General features: G+C 47.5%; 21 protein-coding genes. 11 read left to right on the top strand and 10 right to left on the bottom strand.

What is annotated here, in order from left to right; genetic code table 11:
* Positions 1 to 62: 62 nt before the first annotated feature.
* From H6F52_RS11515 to H6F52_RS11495, 5 genes are all read right to left on the bottom strand, one after another.
* The gene (locus H6F52_RS11515; RefSeq protein WP_190412621.1) at positions 63 to 593 is read right to left on the bottom strand and encodes a hypothetical protein; all 531 of its coding nucleotides are present in this window, start codon (positions 591 to 593) and stop codon (positions 63 to 65) included.
* A 28-nt stretch (positions 594 to 621) separates the two neighbouring features.
* A complete protein-coding gene (locus H6F52_RS11510; RefSeq protein WP_190534719.1) occupies positions 622 to 5,688 on the bottom strand; it encodes a hypothetical protein in 5,067 nt (1,688 codons plus the stop codon).
* 19 nt (positions 5,689 to 5,707) lie between these two features.
* Entirely contained in the window at positions 5,708 to 6,298 is a 591-nt protein-coding gene (locus tag H6F52_RS11505; protein ID WP_190534716.1) for a phage tail protein, read from the bottom strand.
* A complete protein-coding gene (locus H6F52_RS11500; protein ID WP_199299674.1) occupies positions 6,298 to 6,585 on the bottom strand; it encodes a hypothetical protein in 288 nt (95 codons plus the stop codon). Before H6F52_RS11500 ends, H6F52_RS11505 begins: the two co-directional genes overlap by 1 nt.
* A gap of 142 nt (positions 6,586 to 6,727) precedes the next feature.
* Complete coding sequence (locus H6F52_RS11495) at positions 6,728 to 9,079, bottom strand: substrate-binding domain-containing protein (RefSeq protein WP_190534713.1); 2,352 nt, start codon at positions 9,077 to 9,079, stop codon at positions 6,728 to 6,730.
* A gap of 72 nt (positions 9,080 to 9,151) precedes the next feature.
* Between H6F52_RS11495 and H6F52_RS11490 the strand changes: the two genes are divergently transcribed.
* On the top strand, positions 9,152 to 9,361 hold the full coding sequence (locus H6F52_RS11490; protein ID WP_190412617.1) for a Nif11-like leader peptide family natural product precursor: 210 nt from the start codon (positions 9,152 to 9,154) through the stop codon (positions 9,359 to 9,361).
* 90 nt (positions 9,362 to 9,451) lie between these two features.
* Here H6F52_RS11490 and H6F52_RS11485 read toward each other — a convergent pair whose 3' ends face one another.
* The 4 genes from H6F52_RS11485 to H6F52_RS11470 form a co-directional block, all read right to left on the bottom strand.
* Positions 9,452 to 11,491, bottom strand: coding sequence for an ATP-binding protein (locus H6F52_RS11485; protein WP_190534710.1), 2,040 nt, complete (start codon positions 11,489 to 11,491; stop codon positions 9,452 to 9,454).
* On the bottom strand, positions 11,488 to 12,834 hold the full coding sequence (locus tag H6F52_RS11480) for a DUF4255 domain-containing protein (RefSeq protein WP_190534706.1): 1,347 nt from the start codon (positions 12,832 to 12,834) through the stop codon (positions 11,488 to 11,490). Before H6F52_RS11480 ends, H6F52_RS11485 begins: the two co-directional genes overlap by 4 nt.
* A gap of 99 nt (positions 12,835 to 12,933) precedes the next feature.
* Positions 12,934 to 13,611: a response regulator transcription factor gene (locus H6F52_RS11475; RefSeq protein ID WP_190412614.1), complete on the bottom strand. Its 678-nt coding sequence runs from the start codon at positions 13,609 to 13,611 to the stop codon at positions 12,934 to 12,936.
* A 79-nt stretch (positions 13,612 to 13,690) separates the two neighbouring features.
* On the bottom strand, positions 13,691 to 14,845 hold the full coding sequence (locus H6F52_RS11470) for a HAMP domain-containing sensor histidine kinase (protein ID WP_190534702.1): 1,155 nt from the start codon (positions 14,843 to 14,845) through the stop codon (positions 13,691 to 13,693).
* A gap of 240 nt (positions 14,846 to 15,085) precedes the next feature.
* Between H6F52_RS11470 and H6F52_RS11465 the strand changes: the two genes are divergently transcribed.
* The 8 genes from H6F52_RS11465 (at position 15,086) to H6F52_RS26425 (ending at position 20,118) form a co-directional block, all read left to right on the top strand.
* On the top strand, positions 15,086 to 15,634 hold the full coding sequence (locus H6F52_RS11465; protein ID WP_190412612.1) for a Pvc16 family protein: 549 nt from the start codon (positions 15,086 to 15,088) through the stop codon (positions 15,632 to 15,634).
* Positions 15,635 to 15,733: 99 nt separating this feature from the next.
* Positions 15,734 to 17,452, top strand: coding sequence for a phage tail sheath C-terminal domain-containing protein (locus tag H6F52_RS11460; protein WP_190534699.1), 1,719 nt, complete (start codon positions 15,734 to 15,736; stop codon positions 17,450 to 17,452).
* An 82-nt stretch (positions 17,453 to 17,534) separates the two neighbouring features.
* A complete protein-coding gene (locus H6F52_RS11455) occupies positions 17,535 to 18,005 on the top strand; it encodes a phage tail protein (RefSeq protein ID WP_190412610.1) in 471 nt (156 codons plus the stop codon).
* 107 nt (positions 18,006 to 18,112) lie between these two features.
* Positions 18,113 to 18,613, top strand: coding sequence for a phage tail protein (locus H6F52_RS11450; protein WP_190412609.1), 501 nt, complete (start codon positions 18,113 to 18,115; stop codon positions 18,611 to 18,613).
* Positions 18,614 to 18,735: 122 nt separating this feature from the next.
* Positions 18,736 to 19,242: a phage tail protein gene (locus H6F52_RS11445; RefSeq protein ID WP_190412608.1), complete on the top strand. Its 507-nt coding sequence runs from the start codon at positions 18,736 to 18,738 to the stop codon at positions 19,240 to 19,242.
* Positions 19,229 to 19,588, top strand: coding sequence for a hypothetical protein (locus H6F52_RS11440; protein WP_190534696.1), 360 nt, complete (start codon positions 19,229 to 19,231; stop codon positions 19,586 to 19,588). The genes H6F52_RS11445 and H6F52_RS11440 overlap by 14 nt, the downstream gene beginning before the upstream one ends.
* Positions 19,589 to 19,597: 9 nt before the next feature.
* Positions 19,598 to 19,975 (top strand): phage tail assembly protein, encoded by a 378-nt coding sequence (locus tag H6F52_RS11435; RefSeq protein ID WP_190436942.1) that lies wholly within the window; start codon positions 19,598 to 19,600, stop codon positions 19,973 to 19,975.
* Positions 19,960 to 20,118 (top strand): DUF6760 family protein, encoded by a 159-nt coding sequence (locus H6F52_RS26425; RefSeq protein WP_347276133.1) that lies wholly within the window; start codon positions 19,960 to 19,962, stop codon positions 20,116 to 20,118. The genes H6F52_RS11435 and H6F52_RS26425 overlap by 16 nt, the downstream gene beginning before the upstream one ends.
* A 51-nt stretch (positions 20,119 to 20,169) precedes the next feature.
* On the opposite strand, the gene H6F52_RS11430 is transcribed toward H6F52_RS26425, so the two are convergent.
* Positions 20,170 to 20,973 (bottom strand): DUF928 domain-containing protein, encoded by an 804-nt coding sequence (locus H6F52_RS11430; RefSeq protein WP_190687960.1) that lies wholly within the window; start codon positions 20,971 to 20,973, stop codon positions 20,170 to 20,172.
* Between the two features lie 545 nt (positions 20,974 to 21,518).
* Here H6F52_RS11430 and H6F52_RS11425 point away from each other — a divergent pair.
* Both H6F52_RS11425 and H6F52_RS11420 read left to right on the top strand, forming a co-directional pair.
* The gene (locus tag H6F52_RS11425; RefSeq protein WP_190534690.1) at positions 21,519 to 23,876 is read left to right on the top strand and encodes a CHASE2 domain-containing protein; all 2,358 of its coding nucleotides are present in this window, start codon (positions 21,519 to 21,521) and stop codon (positions 23,874 to 23,876) included.
* A 117-nt stretch (positions 23,877 to 23,993) separates the two neighbouring features.
* Positions 23,994 to 24,320, top strand: coding sequence for an ArsR family transcriptional regulator (locus H6F52_RS11420; RefSeq protein WP_190534687.1), 327 nt, complete (start codon positions 23,994 to 23,996; stop codon positions 24,318 to 24,320).
* The last annotated feature ends 170 nt before the right edge of the window (positions 24,321 to 24,490 follow it).

Raw genomic sequence — 24,490 nt, 5'->3', positions numbered from 1 at the left:
AGGTCGAACTACAATTTTTTCTAACCGTTCTGGTTCGGCGCAATCCAACAAATGATGACCGTTCATGTAGCTTTTCGAGTCTTGCTGCCTCGACTTTCCCCGACGCGATTCACACTAGAAGGAGCTTCTGGAGAGCCTGGGGGGATAAGTACATCTACTTCGTGGAGGGTCAGGCTAGCTGAAGCACGCACTGGAGTGCCATCAGGCAAAAACATGGTCAGTTCGTAGCTGAGTGATTGCACAAAGCAACGGAGGTATTCTTGGGCACCCCAAGTAAAGACATAGACGGGCGGGACATCTTGACCATCGGGAAACTCAACAGCTTTTTTTAGTTTGTTGATGTACCAGAGGACGCTGGTGCCTTCTTCATAGGTATCAAACAGAATTTCTGAGATAGTGAGTTTATAAGGATCTATACTTTGGAAGCTGACTTTCGGCAGTCCTCTAGCAGTACGTGCGCCTTGAGGGGCATTGATTTGAACACTCCGGCTGAAGGAAAGCTTGGTGGGGTTGAACATGAACTCAATCGTGTCCACACCCTGTGCTGGAACCTTTGGAATAAGTTTTGCTTTGACCAAACGAGTGGTTGACATATTATTCTCCTTAATAATGGCAGTGACTTTACCAGGGCAGGCGTCCAGAATAGTTATTTCCTCGACGCTCTCGCTCTATTTCCAACCGTTGCCGGATAAAACTATAGACTTCACGAGCTAGAAGCTCTAAGTTGTCGGTGGCTTCTTCACTAGAGAAATTATCAACGGTAGATACGCTTTGATCGATTGCTCCTACTTGGCTATCAGCGTCCCCCATTAACTGTATAAGAGCTTCCATTCCAGAGGCTGATGTGCGACGCGAGGGCATGGAATAGGTCTGAATAACATTGCCCAAACTATTGTTTTGTGGGGAATTTATCAGGGGCTGGGAAACATTTGATTGGGAGCTGTTAGAGTCGGATGGTTTGGAAATTATCGGCTTTTGCGGTGCCTCCCACGTCCTCTGTTCTGAGAGAGGTTGTACAACGATTGATTCGCTTGCTTTAGGCGTATTCTCCCCTATTAATTCAGAAATACTTGACCAAGATGTTGGTATCTCTCTGGTGTTTGTAGAACTGTTTAAGGAAGGTAGAGTTTCAGGGGAAGAGGAAAAGGAAGAAGGTGCCATTTGCACTTGTTCTACACTGCTTGAAAATGCTGTAGCTTCTTGGTTATTCTGCCCTGAATCTTCTGGCATTCTCTGGATAGGAATAGGCGGCTCCGAAGCAGACGAGAAGTTTGAGGAGAGTGGTGCAAGAAAGGATTCCTCAACCTTATTGCTGCCCATGTCTGGAAATGGGGAAGCGAGAAGACTGGATTGTTGAGCTAGAGGGCTGAGAATGGATAGATTAGTCAGCACTTGAGGCAATTGAGGCAGTTCTTCGCTCTCGTCAAGAGACTCTGTTTCCACCAAAGGTTGTATAACGGTGGGTTCTGTAATTTGTGTGCTTTGAGGCACCTCTACAGGGGGATTGGCAAAGGATGTAGAAGCGATCGCTTCTGGTGCCAAGCCAGCCAAATTTTTACGTGCTGGTTCGGTTTCTAATTTCGGTTGAATGAGTGTAGCGTCTGGCGTTGTTGTACTTTCAGGTACTTGTATGGAATCGGTAAAAGCGATCGCGTCTGGTGCCAATCCAGCCAAATTTTCACTTACCGATTCAGGTTCTAATTTCGGTTGAAGGACTGTAGCGTCTGGCGTTGTTGTACTTTCAGGTACTTGTCTGGAGTCGGTGGAAGCGATGCCTTGTTTTGTATCAACCGGAAAATCTTCACTTGCTGGTACGGTTTCTAATTTCGGTTGAAGGACTGTAGCGTCTGGCGTTGTTGTACTTCCAGGGACTTGTCTGGAGTCGGTAGAAGCGATCGCTTCTGGTGCCAAGCCAGCCAAATTTTCACGTGCTGGTACGGTTTCTAATTTCGGTTGAATGACTGTAGCTTCTGGCGTTGTTGTACTTTCAGGGACTTGTATGGAATCGGTGAAAGCGATCGCTTCTGGTGCCAATCCAGCTAAATTTTCACTTACTGGTTCGGGTTCTAATTTCGGTTGAATGACTGTAGCGTCTGGCGTTGTTGTACTTTCAGGTACTTGTCTGGAATCGGTGGAAGCGATCGCGTCTGGTGCCAATCCAGCCAAATTTCCACTTACTGGTTCGGGTTCTAATTTCGGTTGAATGACTGTAGCGTCTGGCGTTGTTGTACTTTCAGGTACTTGTCTGGAATCGGTGGAAGCGATCGCTTTTGGTGCTAACCGAGTCAAATCTTCACTTGCCGATACGGTTTCTAATTTCGGTTGAATGACTGTATCGCCTATAATCGGCGTACTTTCGGGCGTCTGTAGAGGAGAGTCGGTTGATTCAGTAGGTGAAAGCGCCAAGTTGAACGCTTCAGGCTCTTTTACCGATGATTCTATGGGGAGTGGTAATTCAGCGATGGGTGCCAAGAATTCTGGCAACACTTCTCCCTTTGTTTGTATAGATAACTCCCCAATCGGTTGTATTAGCGTGGATTCTGTAGGCGTCGTTTCTTCGCGTACAGATTTTGGAGCGATCGCAGAGGTAGGAATCGGGGGAGACGAGCTTACCTGCGATGGAAATTCAGCCCTTAACTGTACCGCAGGCTCAAATGGTTCCAGGACATCTGACACTGGTGATGTTGAGTCAGACGGCTGTGAATTTAAGCTGGCTTGTACAAGGGTTGATATGTTAGGTGTGGTTTCAGGTGGCGCAGTAGCTGGTGTGGAAAGCGAGGGTGTGGGGGCGAAGTTGTCAGTTACTTCTGAAGAGAAATTTTCCTCCATCCTTTGTACCAGTGGGGGTTCACCTGGTTCTGTGGCTGTTGAAAGCGCTGGTGCCTTTTGAACTAGGGATTCTACCTTTGTTACAGGCGCTGTGCTATCCGAACGGTCAACTGTTATATTCTCAGAAGCGATCGCTGGTATTTCAACTGATTCTGCCTCTGTCACCGCAGAAAATGACATTGGTGACTCAATCGATTCCGTAACCTTCGATAACGTAGTTTCTATGTGGTTTGCTGCTTTTGTTTCCGACAGAGGTTGTACAACAACTCGATCTGTAGTGACTTCTGGCACAGTCTTGGAAGTGGTCAAATTAGAGACTGTGGCTAAGTTTTCGTTTACTGCTGAAGTAACCTCTAACTCTGTCTCTGGTGGCACCGATGCCGCTTGCGGTGCAGTTAACGGAGGCATTTGTACCTTTTGAACTTGCAGTTCAGCTTGTAACAGCTGTTGTTCTACGGTTGGTGCTATGGCGGCTGTATCTGGCTGCACAGATGAAGGCATAGTGGGTGAGGACGAATCAGCCAGAGGGTTTTTCACCTGAGTCATCTGTTCTGGCGCTGGTGCTGTAATAGATGACGTGAATTCCTCAACCGCTGGTGCCCTTTGAACTTGTGGTTCTGTATGCGAAAGGGTTTGTCCCAAAGTTGGTTGGCTATCAATGGGATCTCGCTGGCTAGCAATGGTGTCTCGTGGTGCTGATGCTACATTTGGTGCTATTTGTTCGTTAATTGCTGGTGCTTTTTGAACTTGTGGTTCTGTATCCAAAAAGGCTTGTCCTAACCTTGCTTCGGTTGCGGCTGTCTTAGTTGGCACCGATGAAGGTGTGGTTGAAGAGGGTAAACTGATCTCGTTGCTTCTTTCAGTTCCTAGTGCTGCATCTGGTTCCGTGGCAACCTCAATCGCCACTGTCCTTTGAATTATGCTGGCTGAGGGTGAACTAGCGATCGCATTGCTTCTCTCAGTTGCTGGTGTTACACCCGGTGTAGAAGCCTCAATTGCTTCTACCCTTTGAATTGTGCTGGAAGAGGGCGAACTAGCGCTCTGATTGCTTATTTCAATTCCTGCTGCTTCAAGGGGTGCCGTGAGAGCATCTATTGGCGACTGAATTGTGCTAGATGAAGGCGAACTAGGGATCTCATTGTTGATTTCAGTTCCTGGTGATTCAATAGGTGCCGTTTGTTTGTCAATTTCTGCTGCCCTTTGAATTGTGCTCGGTGAGGGTGAACTAGTGCCCTGATTGGTTATTTCAGTTCCTGGTGATTCAATGGGTGCCGTTTGTTCGTCAATTGCTGCCGCCTCTTGAATTGTGCTGGAAGAGGGCGAATTAGCGATCTCATTGCTTATTTCAGTTGTTGGTGTTACACCCGGTGTGGAAGCCTCAATTGCTGGTGCCCTTTGAATTATGCTGGCTGAGGGCGAATTAGCGATCGCATTGCTTCTCTCAGTTGTTGGTGTTACATCCGGTGTGGAAGCCTCAATTTCTGCTGTCCGTTGAATTGGGCTGGATGAGGGCGAATTAGCGCTCTGATTGCTTATTTCAGTTGTTGGTGTTACACCCGGTGTGGAAGCCTCAATTGCTGCTGCCCTTTGAATTGTGCTAGGTGAGGGCGAATTAGCAATTTCATTGCTTATTTCGATTCCTGCTGCTTCAAGGGGTGCCGTCTGTTCGTCAATTGTTGCTGCCCTTTGAATTGTGCTAGGTGAGGGCGAATTAGCGCTATCGTTACTTCTCTCAGTTGTTGGTGTTACACCCGGTGTGGAAGCCTCAATTGCTGCTGCCCTTTGAATTGTGCTAGGTGAGGGCGAATTAGCAATTTCATTGCTTATTTCAGTGCCTGCTGCTTCAAGGGGTGCCGTGAGAGCATCTATTGGTGGCTGAATTGTGTTGGGTGAGGGCGAACTAGCGCTCTCATTGCTTATTTCAGTTCTTGGTGCTGCAATGGTTGCTGGTGTTGAATCTGGTGCCGTGGAAGCCTCAATCGCTACTGCCCTTTGAATTGTGCTGGGTGAGGGCGAACTAGCGATCGCATTGCTTATTTCAGTGCCTAGTGATTCAATAGGTGTCGTTTGTTCGTCAATTGCTGGTGCCTTTTGAATTGTGCTGGAAAAGGGCGAACTAGCGATCGCATTGCTTATTTCAGTGCCTGCTGCTTCAACGGGTGCCGTGAGAGCATCTATTGATGGCTCAATTGTGCTGAGTGAGGGCGAACTAGCGCTCTCATTACTTATTTCAGTTGCTGGTGTTACACCCGGTGTGGAAGCTTCAATCGCTGCTGCCCTTTGAATTGTGCTGGGTGACGGCGAACTAGCAATCGCATTGCTTATTTCAATTCCTGCTGCTTCAAGAGGTGCCGTGAGAGCAGCTATTGGTGGCTCAATTGTGCTGGGTGAGGGCGAACTAGCGATCGCATTGCTTATCTCAGTTACTGGTGCTGCAATGGGTGTCCTGATAGGACCAATCCTTACTGCTTTAGCTGGTGGTTCGGTAGCTAAAACGGGTTGCACTAATGTTGGATCGGTTGCCCGCATAACTGGCAAAGCAGCCTCTGCTGAGATCGGTGCCGTGTCAACATCGACCGATTCACTTGATTTTGAGCTTTGAGATTCTGCAAAAAAGGGTGAATTCTTGAAAGGATTATCTGGCGGAAATTCATCCGCCACTTCCTCAGAGAAAAAACCGGAAGGATTGAAAACGGTAATCGATCTTGCTCCCAGCGGGTGCAAAAATTTAGGATTTAGTAAGTTCTGCCCTAACGGATTAGGTGGAAGCAAGGGGTTTTTGATACCAAGGGGTTCCTGGGGTATCGTTTCTCCATCGGGAAAATTGTTCCTTGGTTCTGTGCCCTCATGTTCCGCCATATTTTTGTTGTGTTAATTTCTAGGCAAAGTATCCCAAACTATCGCGTCCACCGGAAATTGAAGATCCGCCATTGCGTGACTTATCAACCTGTAAACTCTCGTATGAAAGTGTTAACTCTTCAATTGCCACTGCATTAGAATCCGCGTTTAATGAGGCTGACTTCCAGGCAACAGGAACGGCACCAATTAGTGTCCAACACTGCATTGTTTCTCCTGCTGGGTTGAATACTAGAATATTAATGTTACGACGTTCTTTTTTCGGAAGATTATTGCCTTGATTGCGCCCAACATCGCTTAATATTTTACTAATCCAATCCCAAAAAACTAAATCATTAGTGATACCCCGCTTGAGGGTTACATCTGAAAATTCTGCCTGACCTAGAAAAATTCTCTGTTGATCGTTGACACCGCCTTCATAGTGTTTTTGAGCTTTGATAGTCACGCCCAAGCCTTGGCACTCGGTGAAACAGGCAGTAATATTACTTTGAATTTCTACATAAAAACGATTGGCAGTAACGTAGTTTAGTTCGCGGACGCTAGTACCATTTTTGTTCTGTCCATTATTGCGACTTGACGCAGACGACTGTGCTGGTGGCAGTGGGGCGGGCATCAGAAGTATCCTCCGTAGTTTCTACTGCGTTCCCTTTGACGACGTAAATCTTCAAGCATCAATTCATAAACGCGATCGCTCAATTGCCTCAGCAATAAAGGATCGCGCAGAACTTTAGCGGCTGTCTTTGATACCGCAGTTTGGTTATCTTTATCGTTACTGGGAACTAAACCCGGTGCTGCGTACCCAGCGGGACGAGTGCTACTCCCAATGGGTTGTAGATAAGATTGTGTCCCCAGATTAGCGATCGCGCCGGAAACCGCTTGTTGGGAAGAATACCTGTTCATAAAAAAACCAAAACTTCCTGTTATTTTAGGGCATCCGTTTTTGGCTGATTGCTAGACAAAGGTCTAAATTCAGCTAATAGCTATTCACCATTAACCTTTAGGAATCTAATCCACTCTAATCCAGCAGGTAATTATCTAAAAACTATTCTAGCGGTTGTAACGGGACCAGTCCTGCTTTGCTCAGCAATCGCTGTGCCTCAAGAGTTCTCAGCAGCTCCGCGAACTTTTGACCGGCAGGGATACGGCGGTTATCTCCAGAATAAATAACGGTTATCGGATATGCCAAGGGGTAGGTGCTATTTTTGAAAAATTCTATATTAGGATGATAACTTCCTTTATCATCACAGAGGTCTGTTGTTGGCTCTACAGGCTTCCCATTATCTTGAATTAACGCCTGGATTGCTGGTTTATTTCCGTCTTTTAAAGCTAAGGGATAAGCCGAACATTGACCGAAAACTTTGCTGATTGTGCCAAAGGCAATTCCCCCAACCTCATCATCCTCAAAATCCCGAATCACCTGTCGTAGAGTCTCGAAAGTTGACAAAGGCTTAATTTCTGGCTCGAAAGAGTTTTTAAACAAAGGAGGTGGTTGCTCGCTCTTTTGAATTAATTTTCTAAATAGAGCAATTTTTTGCTTATCTTTAAGAACTCGTTGCTCAAATATTCGTACCGCCTCAGTTTCTTTCGGAATATAGAGTTTTACAGGTAAATCAGGCCCTCCTAAAACTTGCCAATTAGTAATTTCGCCAGTGTAAAGCTGACGCAATTGCTCAAAAGTAATTTGACCCTTGAGAGACTGAGGAAGGCTTTTATCTCGTTTGGCGTAGCTGAAGGCAACAAACACGACCAGCCCATCGTAGGCAACTGGTTTATACTTCAATTCGCTGGTCAAATCACTCACCAAGCTAGAAATCGCAAAGTCTACTTGCTGCGAACTGACTTTCGCGATCGCGTCCTCTCCGGAAGGCTCAGCTTGATAATTCAACTCTAATTTTGGCTGACGTTCTCTGAGCTTGTCTTCTAAAGTTTTATTCTTTGAGATGAGATTGGACTGGCGCAGGATATAGCTCCATGTTCCGTCTTTTTCTGCTGTGTAAGTAAACTTACCCGCAGGAATACCAGGGATTTCCTTGATGCAACAAACCAGAAAATCATCATCGGCGGCACGATTACCCGCTTGGGACTTCGGAATCAAAAACCAAATGAGTATTCCCAACAAAGTCACTCCCAAAGCACCCAACAGCAGCCAGGGAGGACGGCGCAGCTTGGTTTTTTGCTCTTCTAGCGGCACTGTGTCTACAACTACCAGATCGACTAGTTTCTCCGGCGGCAACTTCAACAGTGCTTGTCGTGCTTCCTCAGCACTCTCAAAACTGACATCTAGCCCTAAAAGGCGAAAAATGAACATTTTGAGGTGAGGTTCCACTACAGGCCATTGCTGTTCATCCTTGGGGTCAAGCAGCTGACCGGAAACGGGGTCAGTAGAGCGTCCTACTAACAGGTAAAAAGCCACGTATCCCAAAGCGATTAAGTCTTGGGTAACTGTAGGGATAACGGTTTGGGCAGTTGGCAGGTCGAACAGACGTTCCCAAAGCGCCAAATCGCATACATGGATAAAAAATTTCTGGTCGTCTGTCACCATCAGCAGACTATCTAAACTAATATTGCCGTGAGCGATTCCCTGCTGCACCTGACCGGAGGGCAGACTGAACTTTTGACCGTGGAGAAACTCCAGGGTTTGCAGGACTTGGTTGAGAACTTGGCGCACTTGCCGACTGGTCATCGCACCATTGGCGGCAAGGCAGGCGTTTAGAGTTGGATGGGTATCTAAATTGCTCGTGGTAACAAGATAGCAGCGTTCCGCAATCGGGTCAGAAATAGCGTCCCAAGGGTGACGCAAGCGAACATCTTGGACTCTTCCATCTGCTAGAGTCAAACCGGCTGCTAACTCGAAGGTTTGCTGACGCAGGCGGATTTCTTCCTCGTTGAAACAACGGTCGGGAAGCAGGTACTCTTTAATCACAACTGGCTGCTGATCGGCAACCTGAATTCCCTTATACAGTCGCCCCATTCCCCGGCGTCCCAACAAGCCTTCGATCCGATATCTTCCCCGACGCCCCCGGATCTCACTTTTCTCGGCTAAGGTAGCTGGGAAACTACATTCTGAGCAATATTTGGCGGTTGGATCTTGCTGAACCGTTTGTAGCGGTAAGGTGCAGCTTAAGGCTTCACTATACTTGCAACGGTACTGTCTGTAGAGGTGGTCAACTCCCTGAACCTGCGGGGTAAATTGAGGCGGCGGTACTTCTGTTAGGTCTGATGGAGTCGTTGGTTCTTCTAGCGTTAGCGGATCGAGTTCGGTTTTGATTTCATCAACGACAGGCGCAATCCATTGGTATTGACTCAACCAACCGTATTGGTGGAGTCTGAAATGGGGGGGGTTCCGCCTTAGATACTCCCTCAGAACAATTTTGGGAATGTTTGTCAGTGCCACCGAAAATTCTCCGGATAAGCGATAGGTGGATGGTAAGTTAACATTGATTTAACGTACTGGGAATATAAACTTATGGCAAAAGAGGAAGTAATAAAACTTTTTAGAGCTGTTCAAACTGACTCCGGCTTACGGGAAAAGCTCAACTCTGCACCCGACTTGGAAACATTAGTCAAAATGGCTGAAGAATGTGGTTATCACTTTACAGTTGAAGAATGGAAAGATACAACCGGATTTAAGGTAGAAGAGTTGGAAGGGGAATTGTCAGAAATCCCTGGTTTATAAGTTTAATCAGCTGTAAAGAATAATTAGCGCGATAGCGTTAGCGAAGCGAGGCGTTAGCCTAGCGCCGACCTGTCGGTTCGCTTTCTTATTTCACACCCAGCCTTTCACTTCCGCATCGGTGAGAGGTCTTTCCAGTTTGACATATTCGCTTTTTGCTGCTTGCAAAATGTGTTGCATCCCGACCGGCTCATTGGCATCTGCGGCGATAAAGGCTGCATTGAGGGCAATATTGCGAATGTTTCCCCCGGCGACGTTTAGCCGTGCTAGCTTCACAGGATCTAGCCCTTCAGTCGGTGTTTTTCTGGGGAAGATGCGCTGCCAAATTTCAGCTCTTTGGGTGGCATCAGGGAAGGGAAACTGAACGATAAAACGAATCCGGCGCAGAAATGCCTGATCGAGAGAACCTTTTAAATTAGTCGTCAAAATCGCTAAGCCTCGGTAAGCTTCCATGCGTTGTAACAGGTAGGCAACTTCAATATTGGCATGACGGTCGTGACTGTCTTTCACTTCAGAACGCTTGCCAAACAGGGCGTCAGCTTCGTCAAACAGCAGAATTGCTCCCCCAGCTTCTGCGGCATCAAATACGCGCCGCAGGTTCTTTTCTGTCTCCCCGATATACTTACTGATGACGGAACTCAGGTCGATGCGATAAAGGTCTAGCTGCAATTCGCCAGCCAGTACATCTGCTGCCATTGTTTTGCCAGTACCGCTGCCTCCGGCAAATAAGGCGCTGATGCCCAAGCCGCGTCCGCTGCCGCCAAATCCCCAGTTTTCGTACACTTTGGCACGTTGCCGAACGTGAGCGGCAATGTCGCGCAACACCTGTCGCTGTGCCTCTGGCAATACCAGCTCATCCCAACTGGCTCCTGGGATAATGGGTTGAGCCAGGTCGTTGAGTCTCTGGCGAGCTTGTGAACGGCAGGTATCCCACAAGAGGGTGCTGAGCGTTTCTTGAGGACTGAGGGGTGAGGACTGAGGGATGAGGACTGAGGACTGAGGACTGAGTGAACAGAGAGATTCTTTATTATCTCCTCTACCTTTTGCCTCAGTACAAACAGCGTAAATAGAAGGGGCGCTAAGGCTGAAATGGGATACCAGCGTATCTAGATGTCCGTTCAAGCTTTCTGCTGCTTCACCCAAAGCATCTTGCCAGATAGCCCGTTGTTCGGGGGCAGTTGGCTTGCTAACATCAATCGTAATTGAGGGACGCTGCCGCGATCGCCTTCTTTCGGGACTAGTGACGATTATCGGGCTGGTGACTCCTTCTATCAACGTGGCGATAACATTTTCTCGCGCTGGATCGCTTGTCTCGACATCGTCACAGTCGAGTAACAGGACACTCTCACTTAAAATGGCTTCCCGATTCCATAGCCGCAGGATACTGTTAAAGTCGCTGGGACTGGTGGGAATGACTTGGGCGGACATCGCATTTAAGTTGAGCTGCAAAAGAGCGCAAGTTGCAGATGCGATCGCTCGTTTGCTGGCAGTCTCATCTCCACATAGCTGCACAACAGGTAACGCCGAACCTTGTTGCGATGCCTGCAACCACGTCCCTGCCAGTTGTTCTGCAACTTGTCGGTGCGATGGCACCAAACTTTGAACCGAGCGGTGCAATGGCTCGATAATGCCTATGAGCCGTTCATCTAGATGTTGCACGCCAGCGATGTAGTGCAATATTCGCTCGTCAATTCGCAAGGGACTGGAGGTGAGTGTAGTGCCTGTCCCAACTTCAATCAATTGCCAGCGACGCAAAGATGCCGTGGGGGTGAGTGCATCCCAATGGGAGGCAGGTAGAATCGCCAGCGCTAAGCTCATTGTCGGATATGCCTGCCGCTCGTTGCCTTGAGCGATCGCGCATAAAGAAGGAAAACTGGGGTCAAGTTCCATCCCCACGCACAACAGCAGGATATCCCGCTCAAAATCTGACAAACCGAAGGTTTTGCACAGTTGTTCTAGTGTTGCTGGAGGCGAAAGGTTCGAGGTCAGAGGTAGAAAATCTTCTTCCTGGACTTTTTCCTCTCCTTGCATCTTTGCCACTTGGCGTTCTAACGCCTGACGCACGCGAGCAATTTGTCCCATGAAGTAGCGCTGATTAGCTGCTTGCCAGCGATCGCTAGTCGTGGTCATCATACAATCGTTACCTTTGGGTCAATATACTGCTGGAAGGTCGGGCTGTCTTTGTCCGTATCCACGCTCAACATACTTTCCGCTCCATCTACGTGTACCCGCACCAAATACTCTCCTGGCTTCACATCTCGAACCGGAATGATTACCGAGGTTGTATCGGCTCGACGCGGTAAAGCATCAAACAGATAAGCGCCTGGGTTATTGATTGACCGTTCGTTCAGCGCCACCAAAACTCGCTGCTTGTTGCCGATAGTAAGATTTACTTGCAGCGTCAGGTTCGCCGAGCGCAGTTCATCTCCACTTCCCTGAATGTCGGTAATACTTACTTCTGTAATCGTTGGACGCAATACAAACGGTGCCACATTCGACTCAACACTGCGTTGGAGAGCAGGCTGGAGGCTTAACGCAGGGGTCGAGTTGCCTCTGGATGTTGCGCCGTTAGATTCGACTCCCCCGTTTGCTACAGGGGCGCTGGGGCTTGAGAGGTGATGAATCACCTGTAGACTTTGTACGCCTGCGCGGAGCGACTCGGCAGAGAAGGCACTTAGGGGCAATGTGACCTGGGTTTCGTGAACTTCTGAGGGCGTCGCTTCCACCTCACCAAGACGAACCCGCGTGATGTTGCTATTCAAATTTTTACCCCGAATCAGCAACGTACTGTCTGCCAAGATTGCCTGAAACCTGCCTGCTTGAGACACTACCTCCTGAATCACCGGCTGATTGGAAAACGGTACCACACCGCTGAACCTGTACTCGCGCACGGGTAAAGCTTTCTGGGCTGCTTCTTCCCCTTCTATCATGACTACGGTCGCTCGGTAAGCCACTGATAAGGTGTATGGGGTTTGGAAGAATACCGACCAAACTTTAGATAAATCTTCTAAAGATAAATCCATTGGCACGAAGCTAATTTCTTCGAGCTGTTCGGAGAGGTTAGAGTCAGCTAAGTAAGTAAAGTTAGAATCAGCGATCGTGTCCCAAATCATTTCCTGGGTTAGAGTTGAGCGTTCTTTAAGGGTACGAACGACGCTGCCTAAAAGTCGTTGCGGTTCTAACTCAACCTCATTGCCATAGAGACTGATCATGTAATGCAGATCGAGAGCATTGTGCGAGCGCTTTGCCATTTCGCCCTTACGATTGCGATTCCGCACATCTGCACTGCTGCGCCACACGGGATTGAGACTCACTTGATACAAGTAGATGTTCACTCCCGTCTCTGGGGTGCCACTCCCTAAGTTACTGGGTCGCACTGTTGTCACTCTTGCGCCATCCAGGTCTATTTGTACAACAGCTTGCAAAGTTCTTTGCAAGGCGGCGGTGACAGTTGCGATCGCTAAATAATTGCTCATAAAAAAAATTCAGCAATCAGCTTCGCAAAAAGCTGATTTATTCGTTTTCACAGTTTAGCTTGACAAAGGTTTCTTTTGATAATGACCAGATTCTGACCATTAAGCACTAACTAATCCCAGTTTTAAGGCTTTTACAATTGCTTGCGTGCGGCTGGTGACACTGAGTTTTTCAAAAATTGCTGTTAAGTGAGCTTTAACTGTAGCGACTGTGATGTAAAGGCGGCGGGCAATTTCTTCATTAGAAGATCCTTCAACGAGCCAGTGTAAGACTTCTCGCTCTCGTTCGGTTAAGTGAATGCTCCGACCGGAAAGATGCGATCGCCCTGCATAAAATTGAAACAATCGAAAGAAGCAAGCTGCAACTTCTGGCGATAAATACACTTCATTTTTCATGACGGTGTTAATTGCTTCGCACAGTTGAGTTGCCACCCGGTCTTTAAACACGTACCCGCTAGCACCCGCCTGCATCGCCCGAAACACCCATTCGTCTTCCCGGTGTCCTGAGAGAACTAACACTTTCCCCTTATAGGACATTTCTCCTAAACCGATCAAGGCGGTAATTCCATCTCCAGGGGGCAATTCCATATCCAGCAAAATCATCGCTGGCTTTTGCTCAGCGGTTAATTTTAACGCTTGCTCTACAGAAGCCGCCTCTCCGACAATCTCAAATCGAAAAGAGCCGTTATTACTCAAGAAGTCAAGTAGAGTCCGTATCCCTGCTCGAAAGCGTGGTTCATCATCCACGAGTAAAATCGAAATTGGCGCTGGTGCGGACATTTTAGAGAACCTCAAGGCGACTGTTCGTTTTAGAGGGTGAGTAACTCATTTATCATTCCCACTGACTCACTGAAAATTGCTATCGAGGTAGGGTGAAGGAAAACTGTGCCCCACCAGAAGGCAAGTTTTCTACCCAAATGGTTCCTCGATGGTCGAGGATAATTTTTTTTGCGATCGCCAAACCCAAACCAGTACCGCCTGGACGCTTAGAATAAAAAGGTGTGAATACTTGTTTCAAGTCTTCTTCAGAAAGCCCGGAACCGCAATCGGAAACTTCAACGATTACTTCAGATTGAAAGACTTGCCAATTACAAGTAATCATTCCCCCAGGGGGGCTAAAATGAACTGCATTACTCAACAGGTTGTCAAATACCTGTTTCATCTGCCATCGATCCCCTGCCAGCGTGACCGGCTTCTCCGGATAGCGGATATGCAGTCGTTTTTCTTCTAACCAAGGTTGCAGACCTTGGATACTTTCAGCCAATGTTTTCCGCAGCTCATAAGGTGCTACCTGTAGTTTTGCCTGCTGTCCGCAATAAACCAAATCCGTTAAGTTTTCAATTAACTCATTCACGGTTTCGCGAACAATCCCAGCCTGCTCTTGCAAGCAGCCAGATGGCAACCCTAAACATAAATTTTCGGCGTAAAGACTAATCAGTGCCAAGGGATTTCGCAGTTGATGTTCTGTACGACCTAGCACTTGCTCAAGTAATTGAATCTCAGCTTTTTGATGGGAACACTCGCGAGACATCACCAGGTAGTGACTCAGCAATTGAGCCTGTTTTTCTACGCCTTGTTGTTGCAGCGAAGAAAGGGGATTTTTACTCCATAACAGCAAATACCCAACTTCTTTGGCTTTCTGCTCGCTGAGAGGGCAAACATAAGTGTTGTAGCTACAAGCGGCGTCAGCAGATGCACTTTTAGCACACTTGGTTATTTCGCTCAACTTCAGCGCAGGTAGGGAATCTTCCCACCCCACCTCAGCAAAAAATTTGGGCAACTCTGCGTAATTTCCTTGGCGCTCGTCTGGATAATAGGCTACTAATTGACGCTTTTGGGTATCTGAATCTTGGTAAACAATCCAGGCGGCTACAACGGGTAGTTGTGCGCCTATCTGTTCGAGATGGAGCTTGCAAATACTCCTAAGATCGGGAGGGTACGGTGTACCTAGCGAACCGAGTGTGGAGGAAGGTGGATGCACCTGTACAGCAAACCGTTTTATTCCAACCTTCATCTGTAACTCCCCGCCATACAGGATATTTCAGTAACGTTGAATCGGATGTAAGCACCACTGAATTTTCATTTTGCGGAGCTTGTCATCTTCCGCAAGAAATAAATGACAAATCTAGCTTAGTCGGGGATTTCAGTCTTCATCCGTATTTACACACATTTTTTAAAGTTTCGACCAAAGTCTAATAAACACTCTGGGGTTGTCTTCCTAATCTAGACCTATACAGCCTAAACACCCAGTCTTATGATCCCTGCTGCTGCCCAGACTTTGGCAGAAATCCTGGCTGAAGGGACTTCCCTGCTCAGTACAGAGCAAATTGATTTCAACCACCCTAGTATGCGGCAGGATGTAAGACCAGCACTGAACCTGTTCTGCTACAACATCGGGGAAAACAGTCAGGTAGACCACAGGATTAACCAGGAAAAACCGCATCCACCCACTTTTGGGAAGTATTCCCCATTATGGTTTGACATTTCCTTCCTAGTCAGTGCCTGGGATCGTACCGTCCTGGGAGAACAGCGTCTGCTGTCAGAAGCCTTGATGCTGTTGTTACGTTACCGCTGGCTACCAGAAGAGCTGCTAGCGCCTTCACTACGGGGTTATGGCAACTTGTCAATGACCATTTCTGCCGTTGGGCTTATTGATGCCGTCGCTCTATGGCGTGCGCTGGGGGTTCCATTACGTCCAGCTTTATATGTAACCGTGACAGTTCCCTTTAACCAGCTAGGACAAGGAGAACCAATCACACCTATAGAAGTAGTAGGGAATGGGGTAGTAGGTAGTAGGTCGTAACAATTACCTACTACTCTAGGGGCGATCTAGCAGGTCGCCCCTACCAATTACCGATTACCAATTACCGATTACCCACCACTAATCAAGGAAGACTACGCTATGCCAATGGATTATTTTGCTCCTGGTGTCTACGTCGAAGAAGTAGACCGTGGTAGTCGCCCGATTGAAGGCGTAAGCATGAGTGTTGCTGGGTTTGTTGGCTTTACCGAGGATGTACGCGGTGATGCCGAACTGTTCAAACCCATGATGATTACCAACTGGAGCCAATACTTAGAGTATTTTGCCAAACAAGGCTCCGATGGTTACACAGACTTCAACGCCTACCTCCCTTTTGCCGTCAATGGCTGGTTTATGAACGGCGGTGGACGCTGTTGGGTGACTAGCATTGGTACCAAACTCCCCGGTTCGGAACCACCAGCACCAGAGGAAACAGCCACAAAGCTCAGAACCTCTGGAAATCGTCCCTCTTTGATGTTTGCGATTAAGGCATCCGAAGGCGAAGAGGATGGTAGCTCAGCTCTTGCCTTACCCGGTGGACGAGTCAATGTTTCAATCCTTCCCGATGAACCCAAAGCTCCTGAAGATCCAGAGGCAGAACCCCCACTCAACACGGGTGAATACTTTAAAGTCATCGTTAGTCACGGTGGAGAGAAACTCGAAGAGTACAGCCACCTGACCATGAACCCGGACGTCGAGGCGCAAGTGGGTACCTATGTCATCACTGCGATTAATGAGGGGATTGGCGACCAAGAGGCATCTCAATTTTTGTCCGTCACCGATATGTCCACCAGCGGACAACCCCTGTCTCGACGACCTGTCAACGGCACCTATGAAGTCAGCCCTCCACCCGTCATTTCTAGCCCTGAACGCTTTCCACGGGATGTAAATGGGGTGCGCGATGACCGCACGGGCGTCCAAGGGATTTTTGAAATTGACGAAGTGTCGATGATTGCCTGCCCCGACCTAATGCTGGCATACCAACGCGGTCTGCTGGATTTGGATCAGGTTCACGGCATCATGGAAATGATGGTTAGCATGTGCGAAAACAACGCACCCAGCCCCAACTACCGCATGGTTGTTCTTGACCCGCCACCTTGCAAGGGAGGCGGCGATCCTGTACCCCCTGAGCAACAAAAGCCTCAGCACGTAGCTCAGTGGTTAACTAACTTCAATCGTCGTTCTATGTTCGGGGCATTATATTATCCCTGGATTAAAGTGGCGAATCCACGCAATGCCGGACGACCGATTTTGGTTCCCCCTTGCGGTCACATGATGGGGATTTGGTGCCGCACTGATGAGACCCGTGGCGTTTTTAAAGCACCCGCTAACGAAGTTCCTCGCGGTGTCTTGGGTCTAGCCTACGAAACTAACTTCCGCGAACAGGAACTGTTGAACCCGGTGGGGATTAACTGTATCCGCAACTTCGCTAACTACAACCGAGGTTTCCAAGTTTGGGGCGCACGGACTCTGGTAGAACCGGCTAATGTCCAGTGGCGCTATATCAGCGTCCGCCGCCTGATTAGCTACATTGAGCGCTCGATTGAAATCGGTACCCAGTGGGTTGTGTTCGAGCCTAACGATCAAGATTTGTGGGCGCGAGTTACTCGCACGGTCAGCAATTTCCTCGAACGACTGTGGCGTGCAGGGGCGTTATTCGGTGGTTCGCCTGGTGAATCCTTCTACGTGAAGTGCGATGCCAGTATCAACACCCATGAGACGGTAATGCTGGGTCGTTTGTATGTCGAAATTGGAGTTTGCCCAGTCCGACCAGCGGAATTTGTGATCTTCCGCATCAGTCAGTGGTCTCCTAACCAGTAGGTTAAAACTCTCAGATATCAGCTCTTGATCAAGAGCTGATATCTGAGCTGATATTGAAAAATTTGTAAGGAGGTTTTGAATAATGGCGATTATTACCGTTGAGAATTTTGAATTAGAAATTAAGGGTGTAGGTGACGGTTTACAGTTTAAAAGTGTTGACTTACCAGCATATAAGACTGACGTTCAACACGGTGATGCTCTAATGTCTGGTGCCAAGGGAGCTGTACGGCAGACTCTTACTAAGAAAAGGGAAGCCGCGGTTCAAATTACTTTAGTAACCCTAGCGAGTGGAGATGCAAAAAGCACTAGCTCACTGATGCGAAAGTGGCTGCTACAGTGTATGCCAAAAGCAGAGGATGGTGGCGGTTTTCCAACGAGTGCCAGGATGGCAGAAGGCGTAATTAAATCTTATAACTCAGCCGGAGAAATGGTGGACTCTTGGAAGATGAGCGGAGTTTGGATTTGTAAATATCAAATCGGGAAACTCAGTGCAGATGGCGGGTTGCTTGAAGAAACCTTTACGCTACAGGTTGACCAATTTGATCCAGCTTGATCTATCTAAGTCTGGGTGTTTGAGACAATATTCTTAATTTTGTTCGCTTTAAGAAGCGATCGCAAAAATCATTCCTTTGCACTTTGTAATTGATTGGAAGGTTATTTATGGCTGATGCTGTTGAGTTACTATCTAGTGATAACTACGATGTAGCAATTGGTGATATCAAAGACATCATTATCAAAGAAGTCAGTGGGATGTCAGTAGATATGTCCCCAAAGGGTGCTGATAATGCCATCGGTTCTGGCCCGAAGGGAAAATCGCTGGTTCTCAGTGTTCCAAGTCAACCGAAGTATGGCGAGATAACGCTCGTTTTGGTGCCAGGAGCGCATCAAGGCGGGAATGACGATAAGCTGTGGGAGTGGTACAAGGATTGTGCCTCGAAAGCTAACCTTGGGGAAGCTGCAAAAGCGCGAACTTTACGCAAAGAAATGACAATTAATGTCTATTACTCCGGTTCAGAGGGGAAGGTGGGGTTAACGTACAGCTTTGTAGGCGTGCTTCCCAATAGTTTTGATGTTCCTAAGCGGGACGCAGGAAGTAGCGAACTGGAAACTTGGACGCTTAAGCTTAACTACGAGCGGATGAAGTTTACTGTATCGGCGTAGAAAGAATTTTAAAGTCAACTCCCTGTAAAACTGCGCTGGTGAGGTGAGATGTTACACAGTCTTATTCACCAGTCATTGATTTATCAGCTCGAAAGCTCATTAGTTGTAAGGCGGTATCAACTGTGACAGACTTCCCTGAAATTCTCACCACTTGCCGATTTTTTCTAGAACTAAAACTAAATGGCAGCAATGATGCAGTAGACGGCTACTTTATGGATTGTAGCGGTTTTAAGTCAACCCAACAGGTGATAGAAATCTCAGAGGTGACACCTCAAAAGTGGGGAAAAGATGGGGAATCTAAGGGTCGAATTGTCAGTACAAAAATTCCGGGTAAGGTGAGTTACAGCAATATCACTTTGCGCCGGGGGCTGACTTGTTCGATGACGTTATGGAACTGGATTCAAGCTGTCCAGGATGGAGATTGGGCTGAACAACGACGAGATGGTTCTTTGGTGATTTATAATCAAGCGGCGGAAGAACAGTTTAGATTTGAGTTTCAACGGGCGTGGCCTACTAGCTATAAAATTTCTGATGTGAATGCGGCTGGGGGTGAGCTGGAGATTGAAGAAATAGAAATGACAGTTGAACAGTTAAAACGGATTCAAGTAGCAAGGAATGATTCAAACTGAGTTTGAATTTACTTTACCTAAGGGATATCTCGATGCGGATGGCAATCTGCACCGCAAAGGTGTGATGCGTTTGTCGAGGGCGATGGATGAGATTGTTCCTTTGCGAGATCCGCGTGTTAAATCAAATCCTGCCTACGCTACAGTGATTATTTTGTCTCGCGTGATTGTCCGCTTGGGAGCGTTGGAGGAGGTCACGCCTTCAGTGGTTGAAGGCTTTTTTGCGTGTGATCTGAATTATCTCCAGAAATTTTATCGTCAAATTAATGACCTAGAACAGGAAAATGCAGGATTGAAAGAAGCCACAAACCCCCCTGCAAATTCTGCACTAGCTTCTGATTCCGAGTAACCCGACGAGATGGACAGCGATCGCATCCAAACAGAATTTGAATTTGTCCTCCCTAGAGGATTGGTCGATGCTCAAGGGGGCGTTCATCGCCAGGGGGTGATGCGTCTGGCAACGGCAAAAGATGAAATGTGCGTCCAAAAAGACCGGGGCGTTCAGGATAATCCAGCTTATGGAGTCTTGGTAATGCTCTCGCGGGTGATTACCTGTATCGGTACTGTAACCGAGGTAACGCCTACACTGTTAGAGGGTCTTTTCTCGCGAGATCTGGCATATTTGCGGGAGTTTTACAATCGCATTAACCAGGAGGGGGAAGCTTACATTCCGGTTCAGTGTCCCCAGTGCAATCGTCAATTTCAGGTGGAGCTTTCTCTATCGGGGGAATTCTAGGCTACCCTTCGGACGTACTACGCCAAGAGGTAGCCTTGATAGCTTTTCACTTTCACTGGTCTTTAGAGGATATCCTCAATCTGGAACATCGCGATCGCCGGGATTGGGTGACAGAAATTAGTCAGCTGGTGCAGCCAGAATAAAGTAGGAGTAAGGGCTTGACCCTTACCCCTAATTCGCTGCAATGCTTTCCTTTATCGGGTTGGCTTCTGAGTGATATCTACCACTAAGGGTTCTTCCGCCACTGTGCCGAGATTAACTAACTTTAACAAGTCTTTCCAATCGGTCTCTAAGGTGAAATCGCTAGGATTGGCGTTACGTAAGTCAGCTAGAGATGAGAGGGTGTCAAGCCACATCCCAGCTTCTGCATAAATGGCTGGGCGATCGCGCGGTGCTGCTTTCTTTAGATCATTCCTCAGGGCAACATTTGGTTGGACTCGTTGAATCCACCCTTCTACAGAAATATCTGCTCCCCGATCTTCAGCATCGCAAATCATTGATAACGACCAACGGTATTTTTTGCCAGCAACTAACGAGGGTGCATCCTTTTGAGGAAGGCTAACACTCACAACACCTCCTGTGCTAGGAATCGGCAATGTTGTTTCGTATATTACCTGCTGACTTGTTTCGCCGTCATACAGAATAAACTCTGCGTCTTGGGCGGAAGTTTTAGGAACAGCAACAAATAATGTCGGGCGAGCTGCTACAGTCAAACCTACATTTGTGCTGGGTAACAATGCCATGAGCGACTTTCCTTGGGCGGCGCAGCTGCTGCTACCACGCGATGCTCCCGGTTCTCTAGTTTTGGGTGCCCCAACCCTTGGCAGCCTAAATCTTAAGCGTCCTGCCACACGCATTTCCCTACGGTTCAGGCTGGGTTGTTGAATCGGTTTGCTTTTTGTGGTGGCGGTGGCTGGAAAGCTGGTAGCGATCGCACTAAGCCCCACAAACAAGGCTAAGGAGAGTGTTGTGAAATACACAGAAGACTTGTTCACCATAATCTTTAAGTTGTTGCAGTGGGTTTACCTAGCAAGCAGCAAGCGGAGTGCATACAAAGGGATCGAAACACTTTCCAAAGGGATCGCCTCCATGAGGCATCGTGCTTTGTAAATAAACTCGATCGCGACCGTAGTGGTTTTAGACAAAGACTCTTTGATCTTCAACAAAGTTTCCCACTTTTCCTGGCATATCTCTAGAAATTAGCGATTAATTTTGTCATGTTTCTTGCCTTAGTGGGTACTTAAAAGCGCTGGTTTTTGCTTATTACAAAATTTGATGTTATAACTACTATAAAATTATCTCTCAAGTTGGCACTTTTTCTTTTGTCGATCAAAAAAATATCTATTTGTCCGATTTCTTCTCGAAAGCTTCATAAAGTTTTGTAGTCAATTAATTTTTTTGTTCTTGACGGCTCAATTTGCGGCTTAAACAATTTTCAAGGACACAAGGATACATACAAATTCTTAATCTTAATTTCCTCTGTTTAAGCTACACATTGAGCGAAGATTAAAACTCTAGCCCCTAGAGAGGAGGCGGCAATTATATGGTTTCTCAGCTCAGTTCAAAGATTCGCTCCCTGCTATCAAACACAAACAACCTACGCACAGCAGCTTTAAATTTTGGTGGACAAGTTGTTCTCACCAGTGTGGTGGCGACAAGCTTGGTCGTGGGAGCTAGGCAACTAGGGATACTCCAAGGACAAGAGCTGGGTGCTTTTGACCAGCTGACTCGGATGCGTCGTGATGAAGGTCCAGATAATCGCCTGTTGCTGGTGGAGATTACTGAGGGAGATATCCAAACTGAGAAAGGGTGGCCTATCTCGGATGCCACAATTGCCAAAGCGTTAGAGAAACTAGAGCAGTATGAACCGAGAGCCATCGGTATAGATATTATTCGGGATGTTCCGGTCAAAGAGGGGAATGCCAATTTATTGAAGATCCTCAAAGGAAGCGATCGCATTATTACGATCTGCCAACTCAGTGATGGTAAACAGGCAGGATTTCCGCCACCGCCTGGAATCTCACCAGACCAAGTGGGATTTGCTGATTTTGTCAAAGAACCTGATGGATGGGTTCGCCGCAGTCTCTTAGTGGCAAATCCTCCAGTCCCGAACGCTCCCTTAGAGAACCCCCATCTTTGTAGCGATCCCGAAGAGCAACTCACCTCCTTGGATTTGACCCTAGCACTCATGTACCTGCAAGCTGAGGGAATCGAAGCAGAACCTTCAGATGACGGGAATCTGAAGATCGGTTCCACTCTCTTCAAAAGCCCCGATCCGAATGCTGGCGGATACCGGAAAGCCGACACGGAAGGGTTGCAGATGTTGATTAACTACCGTTCGGCAAATCTGCCTGCCCAAAAGATAACGCTTACAGATGTACTCAAAGGCAAGATAGATCCAGCTTTAGTCAAAGATCGGGTTGTTTTGGTTGGCTACACCGCAGTTAGCGTGAATGACGACTTCAACACGCCCTATAGTGCTGCTCAAGAAGGCACTCAGAAAATGCCCGGAGTGGTCATTCATGCTCAGGTTGTGAGTCAGATCCTCAGTGCAGTTCTGGATAAACGACCGCTATTTTGGTACTGGAATGAGTGGGGCGAAATTGGATGGATTTGGGCCTGGTCGTTGGTGGGAGGCTTAGTGGCATGGCGAATTCGGCGTCCCTTGCTCTTGGTGATTGCGGGAGGGGGAGCGATCGCCCTCTTGTTTGGAACTTGTTATGTTTTGTTTCTCAAAGCAGGATGGATACCCCTCGTGCCCCCAGCATTGGCACTGGTGACAACGGCAGTCGGCGTCGTTTTGATAGATAGAGGATACGCCAAAGCCATCTATCAAGGCGTCAAAGGGTTTTTAAAAATCGATATTGAGATTGACCAGGAAAAGAAAGAACGCCAAGTAGCGGAAATTACAGAAAGTGACTACTTCCAAGAGTTGCAAGAAAAGGCGAAAAATCTCAGGAGTCGAGAAAGCAATTCTTCTGAAAAAACAACTTCTAAATTAAAAGTCGAGAGGGCAGAAGCGGCTGAAACAACGGCAGAAACCGACTACTTACAACAGTTGCAGCAAAAGGGAAGAAGTTTCAGGAATCGCTCCAATGATGGGGAAGCAGAAGCTACCACTGAGTCAACAGTTGAAATCCCAGAAGCCGCTGAAACAACCACAGAAATCGACTATTTACAGCAGTTGCAGCAAAAGGGGCAAGAGTTAAGAAATCGATCCAATGATGGGGAAGCAGAAGCTACCACTGAGCCAACTGTTGAAATACCAGAAGCTACACAGGCAAGCCAAGCCACTGAAACAACAGCAGAAATCGACTACTTACAGCAGTTACAGAAAAAGGGTAAAAAGTTAAGAAATCGGCATCATGATGGGCAAGCAGAAGCTGTTGCGGAATCAAACGTTGAAATACCAGAAGTTGCATTGGCAAGCCAAATTACTTCTCCTGTCGAAGAATTAAGCAATCAGCAGGACGGACAGGGAGAAGCCGCAATTGAGTCCAATACCTCCACCCCAAAAGTCCTCCAGCCAAGCCAAGAAGTTGAAGAAACCGAAGAACTCGACTACTTCCAGCAGTTGCAGCAACGAGCAACCTTGAGAAATTGGGAGGAAGATAGGCAAACCCAAGCTGCCACTGAGTTAAATACCTCAATAGCAGATGTCACACCAGCAAGCCAAGAAACTGAAACCGAAGAACTCGATTACTTCCAGCAGTTGCAGCAACGAGCAAACTTGAGAAATTCGAGCAGCGACGGGCACGCAGAAACCACTACCGAGTCAAATTCCTCAACAATAGAAGCTCTAGAGACTAGCCAGGAAGCTGAAAGCGAAGAACTCGATTACTTCCAGCAGTTGCAGCAACGGGCAAAAACAGTGAGGAATACAGAGACTGAATCTACCTGATGGCGGCGAGATAAAGCGCTATTAGAGGACATCTATCGATACATCGAACTGAGGATGCTACGCCGGATGCGTAGGCTCGCGATTCACATCATTAGCTGAAGAACAAGGAAGGAAAAGATGAATCAGGATCGAATCGATCAATCACCCACCGATTCCAGCGGACACCAAACTGATATTGGTCTGAATATGCTTGATATGATGAATTTGCCCGATGACCTGCAAAAACTCGTCAACTGGATGATGCGTCAAAAAAACGTGACCTTGCCGGAAGTGGCAGCTCACACTGGCGAAAGTGAGGAAGTTGTCCGCACCCAGTTAGAAGCTCTAGTAGCTCAAGGCGTCGTGCAAGAACTAGAAGAGGGAGAAACACTCCGCTACCGACCTCGCCTTGCCTCTAAACAGCGAAGCAAGCTATCTACAAATATCTGGCAGAACCTGGAGTGAGTAAACGAAATAAGCGTCTATCAAGTTGTGGGAATTAGCCTAAACGCAAGTTTCTACTACCTTGATAAGGTTGTAATCCTATTGAGGTTGTGAAGTACTATATTAACCCTTCTTCCAGCCCCTCCCTAACGCTTGAAAAAAGGGCATCTGAGAATCTATATGTTGCAACC

The organism is Coleofasciculus sp. FACHB-542 (assembly GCF_014695825.1).
Classification (GTDB): Bacteria; Cyanobacteriota; Cyanobacteriia; order Cyanobacteriales; family FACHB-T130; genus FACHB-T130.
Note: the sequence above shows the minus strand (reverse complement) of the source record. Positions and strands in the feature narration are given on the sequence as shown.